At 57.0% G+C, this 14393-nt stretch carries 14 protein-coding genes; 8 read left to right on the forward strand and 6 right to left on the reverse strand.

Features of this window, described 5'->3' with window-relative positions:
• Window positions 1-67: 67 nt before the first annotated feature.
• Window positions 68-988: a dienelactone hydrolase family protein gene (locus ACUNV4_RS27145; RefSeq protein WP_430881804.1), complete on the reverse strand. Its 921-nt coding sequence runs from the start codon at window positions 986-988 to the stop codon at window positions 68-70.
• 262 nt (window positions 989-1250) lie between these two features.
• On the opposite strand from ACUNV4_RS27145, the gene ACUNV4_RS27150 reads away from it, so the two are divergent.
• The 8 genes from ACUNV4_RS27150 to ACUNV4_RS27185 all read left to right on the forward strand — a co-directional run bounded on the left by ACUNV4_RS27150 (window position 1251) and on the right by ACUNV4_RS27185 (window position 9204).
• Window positions 1251-1970 (forward strand): FadR/GntR family transcriptional regulator, encoded by a 720-nt coding sequence (locus ACUNV4_RS27150; RefSeq protein WP_430881805.1) that lies wholly within the window; start codon window positions 1251-1253, stop codon window positions 1968-1970.
• Between the two features lie 94 nt (window positions 1971-2064).
• Window positions 2065-2967 (forward strand): 5-dehydro-4-deoxyglucarate dehydratase, encoded by a 903-nt coding sequence (gene kdgD / locus ACUNV4_RS27155; RefSeq protein ID WP_430881806.1) that lies wholly within the window; start codon window positions 2065-2067, stop codon window positions 2965-2967.
• A 72-nt stretch (window positions 2968-3039) separates the two neighbouring features.
• Window positions 3040-4017: a Bug family tripartite tricarboxylate transporter substrate binding protein gene (locus ACUNV4_RS27160; protein WP_430881807.1), complete on the forward strand. Its 978-nt coding sequence runs from the start codon at window positions 3040-3042 to the stop codon at window positions 4015-4017.
• Between the two features lie 28 nt (window positions 4018-4045).
• Window positions 4046-4549: a tripartite tricarboxylate transporter TctB family protein gene (locus tag ACUNV4_RS27165; RefSeq protein WP_430881808.1), complete on the forward strand. Its 504-nt coding sequence runs from the start codon at window positions 4046-4048 to the stop codon at window positions 4547-4549.
• Window positions 4546-6072, forward strand: coding sequence for a tripartite tricarboxylate transporter permease (locus ACUNV4_RS27170; protein ID WP_430881809.1), 1527 nt, complete (start codon window positions 4546-4548; stop codon window positions 6070-6072). Before ACUNV4_RS27165 ends, ACUNV4_RS27170 begins: the two co-directional genes overlap by 4 nt.
• Window positions 6073-6214: 142 nt before the next feature.
• Complete coding sequence (locus ACUNV4_RS27175) at window positions 6215-7765, forward strand: phospholipase D family protein (RefSeq protein ID WP_430881810.1); 1551 nt, start codon at window positions 6215-6217, stop codon at window positions 7763-7765.
• Between the two features lie 74 nt (window positions 7766-7839).
• On the forward strand, window positions 7840-8106 hold the full coding sequence (locus ACUNV4_RS27180) for a DUF4404 family protein (RefSeq protein ID WP_430881811.1): 267 nt from the start codon (window positions 7840-7842) through the stop codon (window positions 8104-8106).
• 27 nt (window positions 8107-8133) lie between these two features.
• On the forward strand, window positions 8134-9204 hold the full coding sequence (locus ACUNV4_RS27185) for an ATP-binding protein (protein WP_430881812.1): 1071 nt from the start codon (window positions 8134-8136) through the stop codon (window positions 9202-9204).
• 100 nt (window positions 9205-9304) lie between these two features.
• Here ACUNV4_RS27185 and ACUNV4_RS27190 read toward each other — a convergent pair whose 3' ends face one another.
• The 5 genes from ACUNV4_RS27190 to ACUNV4_RS27210 form a co-directional block, all read right to left on the reverse strand.
• Window positions 9305-10207, reverse strand: coding sequence for an AraC family transcriptional regulator (locus ACUNV4_RS27190; protein ID WP_430881813.1), 903 nt, complete (start codon window positions 10205-10207; stop codon window positions 9305-9307).
• 147 nt (window positions 10208-10354) lie between these two features.
• Window positions 10355-10963, reverse strand: coding sequence for a phosphoadenosine phosphosulfate reductase domain-containing protein (locus tag ACUNV4_RS27195; protein ID WP_430881814.1), 609 nt, complete (start codon window positions 10961-10963; stop codon window positions 10355-10357).
• A 100-nt stretch (window positions 10964-11063) separates the two neighbouring features.
• Complete coding sequence (locus ACUNV4_RS27200) at window positions 11064-11531, reverse strand: nuclear transport factor 2 family protein (protein ID WP_430881815.1); 468 nt, start codon at window positions 11529-11531, stop codon at window positions 11064-11066.
• Window positions 11532-11556: 25 nt separating this feature from the next.
• Window positions 11557-13665, reverse strand: a complete 2109-nt coding sequence (locus tag ACUNV4_RS27205; RefSeq protein ID WP_430881816.1) for an FAD-binding oxidoreductase — start codon at window positions 13663-13665, stop codon at window positions 11557-11559.
• Between the two features lie 29 nt (window positions 13666-13694).
• On the reverse strand, window positions 13695-14315 hold the full coding sequence (locus tag ACUNV4_RS27210; protein WP_430881817.1) for a glutathione S-transferase family protein: 621 nt from the start codon (window positions 14313-14315) through the stop codon (window positions 13695-13697).
• Window positions 14316-14393: the final 78 nt, after the last annotated feature.

Raw genomic sequence — 14393 nt, forward strand, 5'->3', positions numbered from 1 at the left:
TCTGAGAAGCAGTGTTGGGCACAGTACCGGAACGATTTCCGGTACTGTGCCAGTACAGCTTCCCTGTTCAGCTCAAGTGTTCGCGGAAGAAGGCGACCGTGCGCTCCTCTGCCAGCGCTGCCTGCTCTTCGTCAAAGCGAGGCGTTGAATTGTTGTGGAAACCGTGCATGGTGCCCGGGTAGATGTGTCGCTCATGCGAGACGTCTGCGGCTTGCAGGGCCGCCTCGAAATCCGGCCACATGGCGTTGATTCGATCGTCCTTTTCCGCAGATTGGATGAGCAGCGGGGCGCTGATGTTGGCCACCTGTGCGCTGTCCGGGGCAGCACCGTAGAAGGGAACGCCAGCAGACAGATCATCACCCATGTGCACTGCCAGTTGGTTGACGGTACCGCCACCCCAGCAGAAACCGACTGCACCCAGCTTGCCACTGGAGTCCGCATGCGCCTGCAGAAAGCGTGCGCTGTTGAGCATGTCCGTGGTCAGGGCTGCCTGGTCAAGGCCTTTCTGCAGTTCACGGCCCTTGTCGTCATTGCCGGGGTAGCCACCTACCGGGTACAGGCCGTCAGGCGCCAGTGCCAGAAAACCGAGCACCCCGAGGCGTCGGGCGACATCCTCGATGTAAGGGTTCAGACCCCGGTTCTCGTGAATGACCAGAACCGAAGGAAAAGGACCGTCCCCGGCGGGACGCACCAGATAGCCACGCATCTCGCCCGAGGTACCACCTTCGGAAGGGTAGGTGACATAACTGGGAGTGATGCGATCATCGGTGAACGAGATGGTCTGCGCTTCGGCGTAGCGAGGCAGCAGTGCCTGGGCCATGACGAGGCCGGACACGCCAGCGACGGTAATGGCGCCGCAGCGTTTCATGAATTCACGGCGATCCATGTATCCGTGACAATATTCATCATACAGGTCGAAAATACGCTGATCGATATGGATCGGTTTTTCCGTGTCAGCGTTGCGAGATGCGGGGGCTTCTGTCGTCATGATGGGTTTGGCTCCATGATTCCTGTCGAGTGAGTTTGAGGCGGTGCTCGGTCTGTTGGATGGGCAGCGACAGCTCCGAGTTCAATTCCTTGTGTCGATTGCATCACTGTCAGTATGCGGCAAGTAAAATCAACGACGCAAATCGTTTTCCATGAAAACGCGTACAGGAAGAGTAAACGGAATGGTGGTAGATTATTGGTATGACAAATACGAATGACATTGTCCCACTCGGTATCGCTGTCTCGCGGAGTGACAGACAACAATGAAGGCACCAGGCAAAGGGCAGAAGCCCCGGCTCGCGGCAGAAATCGAGGCGGACCTGCGCACCCGAATCCTTGCCGGAGAACCGCCGGTCGGTGAGAAACTGGCAACGGAGAGAGCTCTGTGCCTGACCTACGGTGTGAGCCGAACCGTGATCCGTGAGGTGATTGCCGGTTTGCGGGCGGCAGGACTGATCGAATCGCGTCGTGGCAGCGGTTTGTTCGTACGGGCGAACACTGTGCAGGAATCCCCCTGGCAAGCGGCCATGCCGCAGATGCAGGCGGAAATCGTTGCCATCGTGGACACCCTGGAGTTGCGGGCAGCGGTGGAGATCGAGGCGGCGTTTCTGGCCGCTACCCGGGCCTCTCCCGGGCAGATTGCGCGCATACGCAGCTGCCATCAGCAATTTGCCGAAGCCGTGGAGACGGGAGCAAAGACCGAGGAGGCCGATTATGACTTTCATCAGGCCATTGCCGAGGCAACCAACAACAGCGCTTATCGCTCCTTCATGGAATATCTGGGCAAGCGCACCATCCCGCGTGGCAAGCTGGGCCTGGAAACAACCGGTGAGCCCTATCGGGCGTACCTGGTGGATATGCAGTCGGAGCACCTGGATATTCTGGAGGCGATCGAAAGGCACCGTGCCGAGGACGCCAGACAGGCCATGCAGGCGCATCTGGTGGGCAGTCTGGAACGCTATCGAGCCTTGTCGCAGTCCTGATTCTCAGATTTGTCATGAATTGGTATGACAACTATTGACAGTGACGAATTATTGGTAGTACATTCGCTGCATGTTTCATCCGGCGAAATCGATCATGTCACCCGAAGAACTCAAACGTGTCCTGTCCAGAGGACTCCTGTCATTTCCGGTGACGCATTTCGATGCGGCCGGTGACTTCCACGAGGATTCCTACGCCCGCCATATCCAGTGGCTGGACGGGTTCGGCGCTGCAGCGCTGTTTGCAGCAGGTGGTACCGGCGAGTTCTTTTCGCTGCGCAAGGACGAAGTCGTGCAGGTGGTCAGGGCTGCCAAGGCAGCTGCTCGATCCACGCCCATTCTGGCCGGTTGTGGCTACGGCACGTCGATGGCTGTCGAATTGGCGGCCGAGCTGCAACAGGCAGGTGCCGATGGACTGTTGCTGCTGCCGCATTATCTGGTTGGTGCGTCACAACAGGGTCTGTACGACCATGTCAGGCAGGTCTGTCAATCCACCGACCTGGGAGTGGTTGTCTACAATCGCGACAACTCCATACTGCAAGCCGATACGCTTGCTCGTCTGGCCGACACCTGCCCGAATCTGATCGGGTTCAAGGATGGCTCGGGAGACGTTGCGCTGGTACGTCAGATCTGCGTGCAGATGGCTGAGCGGCTGGTGTATATCGGTGGTATGCCCACCGCAGAACTCTATGCGGACGCCTATAACGCGATAGGTGTCACTACGTATTCGTCGGCCGTTTTCAATTTCGTGCCGGATCTGGCCAACCGCTTCTATGCCGCGCTGCGCGCTGGCGATGAGAGTGTGACTCGGCAACTGTTGCAGGAGTTCTTCTACCCGCTGATGAAGATACGCGACCGTGAACCCGGCTATGCCGTGTCGATCATCAAGTCTGGCGCGCGACTGGCTGGTTTCGATCCCGGCAGCGTACGTTCACCGTTGACCGACCTGCGGGCAGAAGAAGAAAACGAACTTGCCGAACTGCTCGGACGGTTTTCCTGAGCAGGACAGTCCGCTATCGCAAGTAGCTGAAACAGACGCCCGTTGAGGCGCATTTACCCAAGAGGAGATACCATGAAAAAACTGGCATTGGCAGCGTTCACCACCGTTGCAACATTGAGTCTGGTCTGTGGCCCGGCACTGGCCGAGTACCCGGAGCGCGATATACGCGTCGTCGTTCCCTGGGGAGCAGGAGGCGGTACCGATGGCATCGTACGCAAGCTGACGACCATCGCCGAAGGGCAGCTGAACACCTCGATGTACGTGGAAAACATCGAAGGAGGGATCAGTGCAACCGGCATATCAGAAGTCATGAGTGCACGGCCGGATGGTTATACGATCGGCATGCTCACCTACGACAGCGTCATCACCGTGCCCTGGCAGGCTTTGCTGCCCAACTACAAGCTGGACAGGCTCGAGTTGATCGCTCGCGTCACCAGTGAGCCGGATGCCTTGATTGCTGCTGCCTCATCCCCCTATGAGTCCCTGTCCGATGTGCTCGAGGCTGCCAAGGCCGCTCCAGGCAAGGTGCGTATCGGCATGCAGAACATCGGTTCCCGTCTGCATCTGGCTGCCTTGCAGCTGCAACAGGAAACCGGTACCGAGTTCAAGCTGATTGCCTATCCTGGCGGTGCGGCCCAGCAGAAAGAGGCCATGCTCAACGGCGAGGTCGAGCTGGTGACCACCAGTCTGGGTGATTTCTCCTCCTTGCTCAACGAGGATAGTGCCAGAGGCATCGTGGAGTTTTCCGACACCCCCAACCCGACCTATTCTGATGTGCCTACGGCGGCTGATGAGGATCTGTCCCTGCGCATGGGGAGCTTCATCGTCGTGGCGGCACCTGCCGGTGTGTCGGAGGAGGTTGTTGGCAAGATCGAAGCTGCGTATCGGTTTGCACTGGACAGCGATGAGTTCCAGTCATGGGTGGCCGACGTCGGTGTGACACCCAACTGGCTGGGTAGTGACGAAGTGGGTGCATGGGCCAGTGATACTCAGGCTGGCATCTTCAAGCAGTTGGACGAGCTGGTTGCCAGTGGTGTCATTTCCAAGTGATCATTGAGGCGTAGCCGGAGATCCCCACATGACTGGAAACAAGGTATCTCGATGGAAGGGCATGGGGGTTCCGGTTGCGCTGCTGCTCATGACTCTGATCTACGGTAGTGAAGCGCTGACGATCAAGTCTCAGTTCGACGAAGGTCTGGTCGGGCCGTCTTTCCTGCCGCTCTTGTTGACCGCTGTCGTCGTGCTGGGTCTGTTGGGTATTCTGGTCAGGCAGTGGCGAGAGTCTTCGTCGGTCGAACCCGTTGAGCATGACATTGCGGCGGGTGGAATGGGTTTCGAGCAACACCGCAAGCCTGCCCTGGTGGCGCTGTCGGTGCTGGCTTATGTCTTGCTGTTCAAGCCGCTGGGTTATGTTCTGGCAACGGTATCTCTGGCCTTCCTGCTGCTCAAGCTGTTTGACTATGCGCCCCGGCAATGGCTGCGCCAGATGATCGTCTCGGCACTGATGACGCTGGTGTTTCATGTGTTGTTCAGTGTGTGCTTCAGTGTGCGTCTGCCATTGCTGCCGAGCGTATTCTCATGAATTTTGCACAACAGGTGTTCGGTGGTTTCGGGGAAGTGCTGCAGGCCTGGAACCTGCTGTTCATGGTGGGTGGTTTCCTGATCGGCACGTTCTTCGGTGCCGTGCCGGGCCTCACCTCGGTGCTGGCCATTGCATTGTTGCTGCCGATAACCTATTCCATCGATGTCGTGCCTGCCTTGATCATGTGTGCCTCGATCTTCATGGCCGGCATGTACTCTGGCAGCATTACAGCCACCACCATCAACATTCCCGGTGCTCCCTCGTCAGTCATGACGGCACTGGAAGGGAATCAGTTGATGCGACAGGGCAAGGGTGCCAACGCCCTGGGGCATGCGGCACTGGGTTCCATGGTGGGTGGAACCGTGGGCGCTCTGTTGCTGATACTGCTGATGCCGCTGGCGGCTGAAGCCACGCTTCTCATCCGAACCCCCGGAAAGTTCTCTCTCATCGTGTTTGCGATTGTGGTCATCGTGCTGGTACAGCGCGATGATGCACTCAAGGCCATTGTTGCCACCGCACTGGGCATGATGATTGCCACCGTGGGGATCGATGTCATGCAACCCATCCCGCGATTGAGTTTCGATACGGCAATTCTGGTGGAAGGTATCGACATGATGCCGATCATCATCGGTGTATTCGCCCTCACCGAGTTGTTGATGCAGGCAAGACCGGGCAGTGACGATGTATCGGCATCGAAAGTGCGTGAGGTGGCCAGGTCGATCCGACGCCGGGATTTCATTCCCAGGCTGGCGGAGGTTCGCAGGATCGGCTTCTTCGCGTACCTGAAAGCGGCCGTCATCGGTTACGGTATCGGTATCCTGCCAGGGGTTGGTGGATCGATGGCAGCCTTCGTTGCCTATGCAGATGCCAAGCGCAGTTCGAAAACGCCAGAAGAATTCGGGCAGGGCAGTCGTGAAGGCATTGCCGCTTCGGAATCGGCCAACAATGCCATGTGTGGTGGTGCCTTCGTGCCCATGCTCTCCTTCGGCATTCCGGGGGATCCGACAACCGCCATCGTTCTCGGTGTACTGGTCATCAATGGCTTGCAGCCCGGGGCGCGTCTGGTGACCCATCAGGCTGAATTGATTGCACCGATGTTTGCCTCATTGCTCATCAGTGCCCTGATACTGATCCCCTTGACCTTGTACCTGCTGGGTCCCTGGTTTATCCGGATCGTGGCGATTCCTCGCGGCATGCTGTATGCCTGCATCGCGGTTGTCGCTCTGGTTGGCAGCTACGTGGCCACCTATTCGGTATTTCAGATGTTTCTGGCGGTCCTGTTCGGCGTGTTCGGCTATTTCCTGCGTCGAGCCGGCTTCCCTGTCATATCATTGTTGCTGGGATTCATTCTCGGACCTGATCTGGAGCTCTATCTGCGGCGCTCGCTGTCGTTGAACGATGGGGATGCCAGTATCTTTCTGACGAGTCCCGACAGCCTTTTCTTTCTTGCACTGGCCGCCCTGTTCATCTATCTCATGGCAATCAGGCCGGGAATGCGCGCACGGCAATCGGAGCAGAAGTGATGTTACCGGAACACAGGACCTGACCGTGCTCAAGCCCGACGGCTTCTTCGATCCCGCTGCACGAAACAACGCGCAGTGCTCTTCCTGAACAGGTATTCTGCAAGGATGGCCGCCTGGCGCGCAAACTGCGACAATCGTCGCCATGACACTTGCAAACGGGTTGGTCGGGGTTCTGTTGATGGCGTCAGCCATCTGTCTGCTGCGCTGGCGAGCCCGCCTTGTCTGCCGTGTCGATCCCGAGAAGTCGCCTGAGCAAGGCGACACGGCAGATACTCGACTTGGTCGGGTGCTGGATGACTGGAATGACCAACATGGCGAGCAGTCCGATTCCCTGTGTTTTCCATTGGGTGATGCCCGTGAATCGTTCCTGAGTCGCATCGAGCTGGCACGACTTGCCGACCGCACCATCGATGCTCAGTACTATGTGTTCCATGATGATGAATCTGGCCGTGGCTTGCTTGCCATGCTCATCGCAGCGGCCGAACGGGGTGTAAGGGTCAGGCTGCTGCTCGATGATATCGATCTGAAAGAGCGTGATGCCTTGCTGTCCAGATTGGCAGGCGAGATCGATAATCTGGAGATTCGCATCTTCAACCCCTTGTACCTGCGTTTTGCCCGACCGCTGGATTTCATTCTGAGATTCCCGCGATCCAGCCGGAGGATGCACAACAAGTCCTTTACCGTCGATGCTGCTGCCTGCGTTGTCGGTGGGCGAAACATCGGCGATGAATATTTCGGCGTCGATGCCCGTGTGTCATTCAGCGATTACGACATGCTGGCCGCCGGCAAGGTGGCAAGCGATGTGGTAAGACAGTTTGACGCTTACTGGTGTGGTGGCTTGTCACTGGACTGTGCCGCGGTCGCTGCACCTGCGCCAATGGAACTCTATCAACAGTGGCTGTTGCAGGTGAAAGAGGCCGGGCAGCGCTTTGTCAGCGAGTCTGATGAGGCCGATGAACTGCCACCGCAGCAGCTCATCCGCCGTAGTCTGGATGTCTGCAGCTGTGATGCCGAAGTCCTGTGCGATCCTCCCGAGAAAGTACTGAGCCGGCTTTTCGATACAGACGGCAGTCTGACACCGGAAATCATGACACTGATGCGGTCGGCCCGCAGGACCTTGCTGATTTCATCGCCCTACCTGATCCCCGGTTCCTGGGGCATGGATCTGTTTCGCGAACTGCGCCAGCGTGGTGTCGAGGTGACGGTGCTGACCAACTCGTTTGCGGCCAATGATGTGCTGGCCGTACATGCCGGCTACATCGACTACCGACGCCAGATGGTTGAGCTCGGCATCAGGCTGTACGAATTCATGCCCGATGTCGATCCCGGGCAGCGACACCTGAAGTTGCTGGGATCGAAGCGCTCGAGCCTTCATGCAAAGACATTTCTCATCGATCGTGAGCGACTCTTTGTCGGTTCCTTCAATCTGGACCCACGCTCGGCCATCCACAATACCGAGATGGGGATCGTGTTCGAAAACGCCACCCTGGCCGCCAGGCTGCACGGTTCTCTGACTGACAGGCTGGAAGAAATTGCCTATCATCTGAAACTGGATGCGCAAGATCGACTGCTGTGGGAGGACCGTTCGGATCAGAATGACGCTGAAGTGCACCATCTGGAGCCGAATACGACACATTGGCAAAGAATGGGTGTGTACTTGATGTCGTGGCTGCCGGTGGAGTGGTTGTTGTAGACTGAGATTCCACGTTGAGTGAAAGGTGAATCAACTGGCGGTAAACATGAACTATATTATTCAGGTGACGGAAGATGACTAACAAGGCTGAGCTGAGCAAGGCTATCGAGGGACTGAGAACCGAAATCGACGCCCTGGAGGATAGTGACGAGCAGACCAAGGCACATCTGACGCAGTTGGCTAGTCTCATGGAAGCTCAACTGCATGGCAATGAGTTGTCACCGGAAGCGTCTACGGCGGACACGATGAAGGAACTCATCGAGACCTATGAGGCGAGGTATCCTCGAGTGACGGCGATGGCCAATGATCTGATGACGCGGCTTGCCGCCATGGGAATCTGAACCCCATCAAGACGTTTCGAGCTTTTGATGGATCACCATGACGCAGAGTTGCTCAATGGCGTCGAGACGCCGGTCTTTGTGCTGGAGAGCGACTCGCGGGGTCTGCCGGTGTTCGCCTCATTCAATGATGCCGCCTGCCGTCTCGTGAATTTCAGCGCCGAGCAGGCGCTTGGCAAGACAGCCGAGGAAGTCTATCAGGGCGAACTTGGCAAGGTCATCTTTCAGCGTCATGTCAGCGTAATGCAGTCGGGAGAGGCGAAGACATTCGAATTGCAGTTTCCGATCGAGGGAAGAATTCGGCACATACGTACCCACCTGAAGCCGGTGACATCCGACAGTGGCGAGGTCGCCCGCATCATTGGAACTGTCAAGGAGGTCACTGCAGAGTACGAGCTGCAGGATGAGCGCAGTCGGACGATGTCGGTAACGCGCGAACTGGAAGCCTTCATCAGTCTGGCGGCCCATGACTTGCGCAGTCCCTTGCGTAATGTGAAGGCCTTGAGCGGCATGCTGCAAGACGGTTTCACGGATCTGGGGGATGGCAAGTTGCAGGTCATTCAGAAGCTGGATCAGGTAGCCAACCAGGCATTGGTGTTGATTTCCGACGTGCTTGATCATGCCGAAGCCACTGGCGCCACCGAGTCTGTCGAGCGGTTCGAACTGGATGTGCTGTGTCGCGATATTCTGATCATGCTGGACCCGACTGGACGGCATGTAGTCACCATTGACTCTCGAAGTGTGCATGCCGACAAGACAGCAACCCAGATCGTATTGCGAAACCTGATTGACAATGCAATCAAGCACAACGCGGGCAAACCGATTGCATTGCATGTGTCTGCGACCACACTCTACGAGGGATTCTTTCAGATTACCGTCAGTGATGATGGAGTGGGGTTTGATGAGTCCACCGTGCGATTTCTCAATGGGGCCGAACAACGCCCGGGCAATGGCTATGGCCTGCTGGGCATTCGCAGTCTGCTGAAATCACGCGGAGGATCACTGAACGCCGAAGCTCCGATGAGCGGGCGGGGGGCTGTTGTCAGGTTTGCATTGCCGGGGACGCTTGACGGGGATGATGATCAGGGTGCTGACTCCTGATCGGACCGGTGCGATGGACTTGCCCGGCCGTCCGTTGTCGCCATGAAGGTGGGTGACAGGACTGGTACGGTCCGGGTTCGAGCGGTTGTTTTGGAAGGATTCAGTCGTTCGCTGGTGAGGAATATCGTTGTTGCACCAGCTTGCGGTATTCTCGCGGTGTCATGGACTTGAGTTCGCGAAAATGCCGATTGAAGTTGGCAATGTTGTGAAATCCCACTTCATGGCAGACGTCGGTTATCGCCAGTTTGCCCTCACCAAGCAGTTCACAGGCGTGGGTTATGCGCAAACGATTGAGGTAGCGATTGAAATTGGTGCCGGTGGAACGAGTGAAGAATCGTGAGAAGGCGCTTTCACTCATGCCACTGACTCTGGACACTTCCGAGAGACGCAGGTCCTGAGTATGATTGGCCGCAATATAGCTGGTTATCTGATCGATTCTGCTGCGTGCCGCCTCGTTCTGTTTCGATTCCGGCATGCTGTCGCACAGTACGCGGTATCGTGATTCGCGATTCAGCACTCCCAGAAAATCGATCAGCAGGGCAAGACGTGTGATCTGATCACTCTCGATCATGCGCTCGAAGAAGGTCATGGCCTTGTTGCCCAGGGACTCGGAGAATTCCAGGCCAAGCTGCGATCGCTTCAGCAGAGGCAGCAGTGCATTGACCTCAGGTATGTTGGCGGCCATGGATGCGACAAGATCTCGCCTGAACTGGACGACAAAATCGCGAAGTTCAAGGGTTTGCTCTGGCGCTACATCACTGACCCAGTTATGTGGCTGCATGGGGCCTAGCATGATCAGATGGCGAGCGGTAAACGGGCCTGCATGATCACCGACGAACATCTGGCCGTTACCTTCGACGATCAGGTGCAATTCGTATTCGTCGTGGCCATGCCATCGAACCAGCGGGCTTGGCAGTCCGTGGCAGAAAGCCAGTACCGATCGATCGTCCACGTCGCGAGGCTCGAGTTCAGGGGCAATCGGCGAATACAGGCCTGTGCTCATTGACAAGATGACTCTCGCGGTCGATTCAAGTGACCATCATACACAGGCAGTCAGAGGTGGTACATGCAAAAGCCAGCTCTGTAACATCGACAGCCTTTCTGACGGCATTGTGCCACTTGCCCTGCTGATTTCTGCACAAGGGGATGCTCAGGCGCTCAGATGAAGGCCACATTCGCGAAAGGCCTCACCCTTGGTCGGGTCGAAGCACGACGGGCCTTCCGGCAGATCATGTTCCAACCGATAACGGGCTACCGTATCGGCGGTCCATTCCAGTATGGGCGAGGCTTTCAGCAGGCCATTCGAGGCGGTATGAAATGTGGGTAACTTGCTGCGGTGCGCCGATTGATAGCGTCGAATCGAACTGAGCCAGCCATCAGCCTGCAGCTCTTGCAAGGCGCGCTGGAATGGTTCGATCTTGACCTCGTGCGTGAACTCTGCGTGTTCCGGATCGTCGAGCGCTGGCGGAAACGTGATCGTGTGATCATGCGGCTCGTAGGTCTTGAGATTGAGATCGAGTCTCTGGTGAAGCTCGTCGGCAAAGGCCCGCGTTGCGCGAGTGTTATATCCGGTATCGACCCAGACGACGGGGATATCTGCCTTGACCTGCGTGACCAGATGCAGAAATACGGCAGATTCCTCCGAGAACTTGGTGCTGACGATAGGGCGGCAGCTGTTTTCCAGAGCAACATGAATGGCATTCCGGGCGGTTGCCAGTTGATGCCTGTAGTTCAGCTCTTCCCGTGTATCACTGACCATTGTCTCTGTCGCTGTCACTTTTTCTGCTTGCGAAAAGTATCGTTCAACTACGAGACTGGCTCCAAGACTTTCTGGTTATAAGCTTATGCCTTTGACCTGACTACAATCCGAGCTCGGACAGTCCCGGATGCTCATCGGGACGGCGTCCCAATGGCCAGTGGAACAATCTGTCGGCCTCTGCCATGGCCAGATCGTTGATGCTGGCGTAGCGGCGGCGCATGAGGCCACTGTCGTCGAATTCCCAGTTCTCATTGCCGTAGGATCGAAACCAGTCGCCCGCGGCATCGTGCCATTCGTAAGCATAGCGTACGGCAATTCGGTTGCCAGCGAACAGCCAGAGCTCCTTGATCAGGCGATAGTCCAGTTCACGCTGCCATTTGCCTTTCAGGAAGGCTTCGGCTTCGTCCCGATTGTTGACAAAGGTAGAGCGATTGCGCCAGCGGGTATCGAGAGTATAGGCCTGTGCTACCTTCGCGAGGTCGCGACTGTTCCAGCCATCTTCAGCCAGGCGTACCTTGGTTGTGGCACTGGTGTGATCAAAGGGGGGGAATGGAGGACGCGTGTTCATGTGCAGGTTTCCAGAGAGGTGAAGTTCAAAGGGCCAGGGAAAGTTTCTCTGCGCCTTTTGCCGGTACGGCGCAGCAGATGAGTACTTCAGTATCCGCGATGGGGGCAGTAGGAGGCGTGCGATAGCTGACCTGCCCGCTGATGAGCCGTGTGGCACAGCTACCGCAATTGCCGCTGCGACAACCATGATCAGGTGACAGGCCGTGGGCTTCGGCCAGCTCCAGCAACGTCGGATCTCCATGACTCCAGCGTTGTTCGAATCCGGAGTCGACAAAATGCACCATGGCTTCCTCGGCTTCTTCTGCTTGCATTGTCGACGCTGGTTGTGGAATGTTCGAAGAATTTTCCTCGGGCCTGGCCGTGGAGTCTCGTATCAGACTCGACAGTCCGAAGGCTTCGGCCTGGATACGGTGATCGGGAACGCCCAGGCTACGCAGCTCGTCATGGAGTGACTGCATGAATGCGGATGGGCCACACAGCATGAAATCGTAATCGTCCAGTGACAGCAAGCTGCGCAGCATGTCGGCGTTGATACGACCTTTGCGCTCATAGTGAACCGCCTGTTCTTCCCCATCACTCACTTCACTGACGATTCGGTGGTAGTCGATCTGCCCATTGCTGCTTTTTTGCAGTTGCATGAATTCATCGGCAAAGGCACGTTGATCATTCGAGTGGCAGGCATGCAGTATGGTCAGGTGGCGAAGTTGCTGCGCCGGGCTTGCCAGTTCGGCAATCTGTTTTGCCATGGCGATCATGGGGGTAATGCCCACCCCTGCTGCCAGAAGTACAGCGGGGCGTTTTTCTGTCGGATCAATCCAGAAATCTCCGGCAGGTGCCTTGATTTCCATGCGGTCTCCCGCGCGCACATGTTCATGCAGATATCTGGACATCGTGCCTCTGGCTTCTCGCTTCACCGAAATCCGATAGTGATCATCAGCGGGTGAGGAAGACAGAGTGTAGGAGCGAATCAGCGGCTTGTTACTGCCCGCCGGAGTGACTCGAAGAAGCAGGTGCTGACCGGCCTTCGCGGGTAGCAGGCCGGCGTCATCGTCGGGTTCCAGATGGAACGAGCGGATGATGGTACTTTCGTCCACAATGCGGCTGACTCGGAAATCTCGCCAACTGCTGCGCAGGGATTCTTCGGTCATTTTCGCTTCGACCTGCTGCCAGTTGCCGGTCATCAGGGTATTGGGTGAATAATCCATGAAGCTCGAGCGAAATGGCAGGGCGTCGTGCGTGCGCAGCCCTCGCTGCACATGAAAACGCCAGCCTCGTTCCGCACCCTTGAATGCCCGTATGGCGGGGTCGTTTTCCGCCAGAAGCTCTACCGTGCCACTCAACTGCAACAGTTCGCCACTGTTGAAATCAGCGAACAGCAGTCCAGCTTTTGGATTGGCCAGAAAATTGCCCAGCGTGTTGAAGAAGCGATTGCCGGAGTAATCGGGAATGGTCAGCGTATTGCCGTCGACCTTGATGAATCCGGGTTGGCCGCCGCGGTGAGAGACATCCACACCTTCCTTGTCGGGACGATCCGTGACATCAACGTAGCTGGAGACGAAAAAGGTATCAGCGCGAGCGATCATGGTAGTGGCTGCCTCGTCCAGTGAACTCAGAGTCTCGACACGATGTCCAGCGCCGATAGTCCCGGGTTCACGGATGAAATCGATGGATCGTCGCTGTATGTACTGCGGGCAGTTGCCAAACGATTGATCGACTTCCAGCGAAAAGCCGGTGGACGTGGATGCCACCACGTGTACATTGACGCGATTGCGGCGGCGCGTTCTCGGATCCAGACCGATCAGTCCAAGACGTTTGCCGACGGCCAGAGAGCCTGCCAGCGGATCGCCGGGAAGCGCTCTGACCGACACATCGAGCCGCGTGGGCAGGGGAGAGTGCATGAAGCCGGGTCTGCCAGACAGCATGGAGGCCCATGGGTTGCCCTGCTCATCAACACTGCCCAGGACGACGAATGGCAAGTCTTCGAAGAATTGTCGATGCTGATCCGGCATGAATGAGCGGATGGCCTTGTTGGTATAGGCGGCCAGGGATTCACGACTGCCGGTACGGGTCTGAAGTTCAAGCTCTCCCCAGTGAAAAGGTGAATCATCCGGTACGACTGTCGTTGCTGCACTCATGCGAACTCTCCTGTCTTGCGTTTGTCAGGTCAGGCCAGCAGGCCGGCTTTGGTCGTGGGCATTGCCTTGAAGCCCTGCAACCCCTCGATACTGGCCAACCAGCGGAGTACGTTGGGATAGGCGTCCAGCGAGACATTGCCTTCGGGAGCATGAGCGGTATAGCTGTACAGTGCGACATCGGCAATGGTGGGGGCATCGCCCACCAGAAAATCACGGCCTTTCAGGTGCTGATCGATGCGCGCCAGATAACGATGAGCCAGTGCATGCGTGAAATCGATATCGAAGTTGGCGTTGAACACCGTGTTGAGTCTGGCAGCCGCCGGTCCATAAGCCTGCTCACCGGCTGCCAGGGTCAGAAATTTCTGTACTTCGGCTTCCAGATGCGGCTCTGTCGGCAACCAGGTCGGGGCGTATTTGCGTGCCAGATACACCAGAATGGCGTTGGAATCCGAGACGACCACGTTGTTGTCTTCGATGACGGGCACCTGGCCTGCAGGATTCAAGGCCAGAAAGGGGGCTTGCTTGTGTTCCCCGTTCGGCAGATCGACCAGCACGATTTCATGCTCGATACCTGCAAGTTCGGCAAAGAGCGCGACGCGATGGGAATGGCCGGAGAGTTCGAAATGATGAATGCGAATGGCTGTGTTCATGATGTGATTCGTGTTCTCTGTGAAGGATTGCCTGACGAGACACGATAGTAGTTAGGTAACTTCAAGGGAACAATAACC

The sequence above is a fragment of the Granulosicoccus sp. 3-233 genome, from assembly GCF_052681095.1.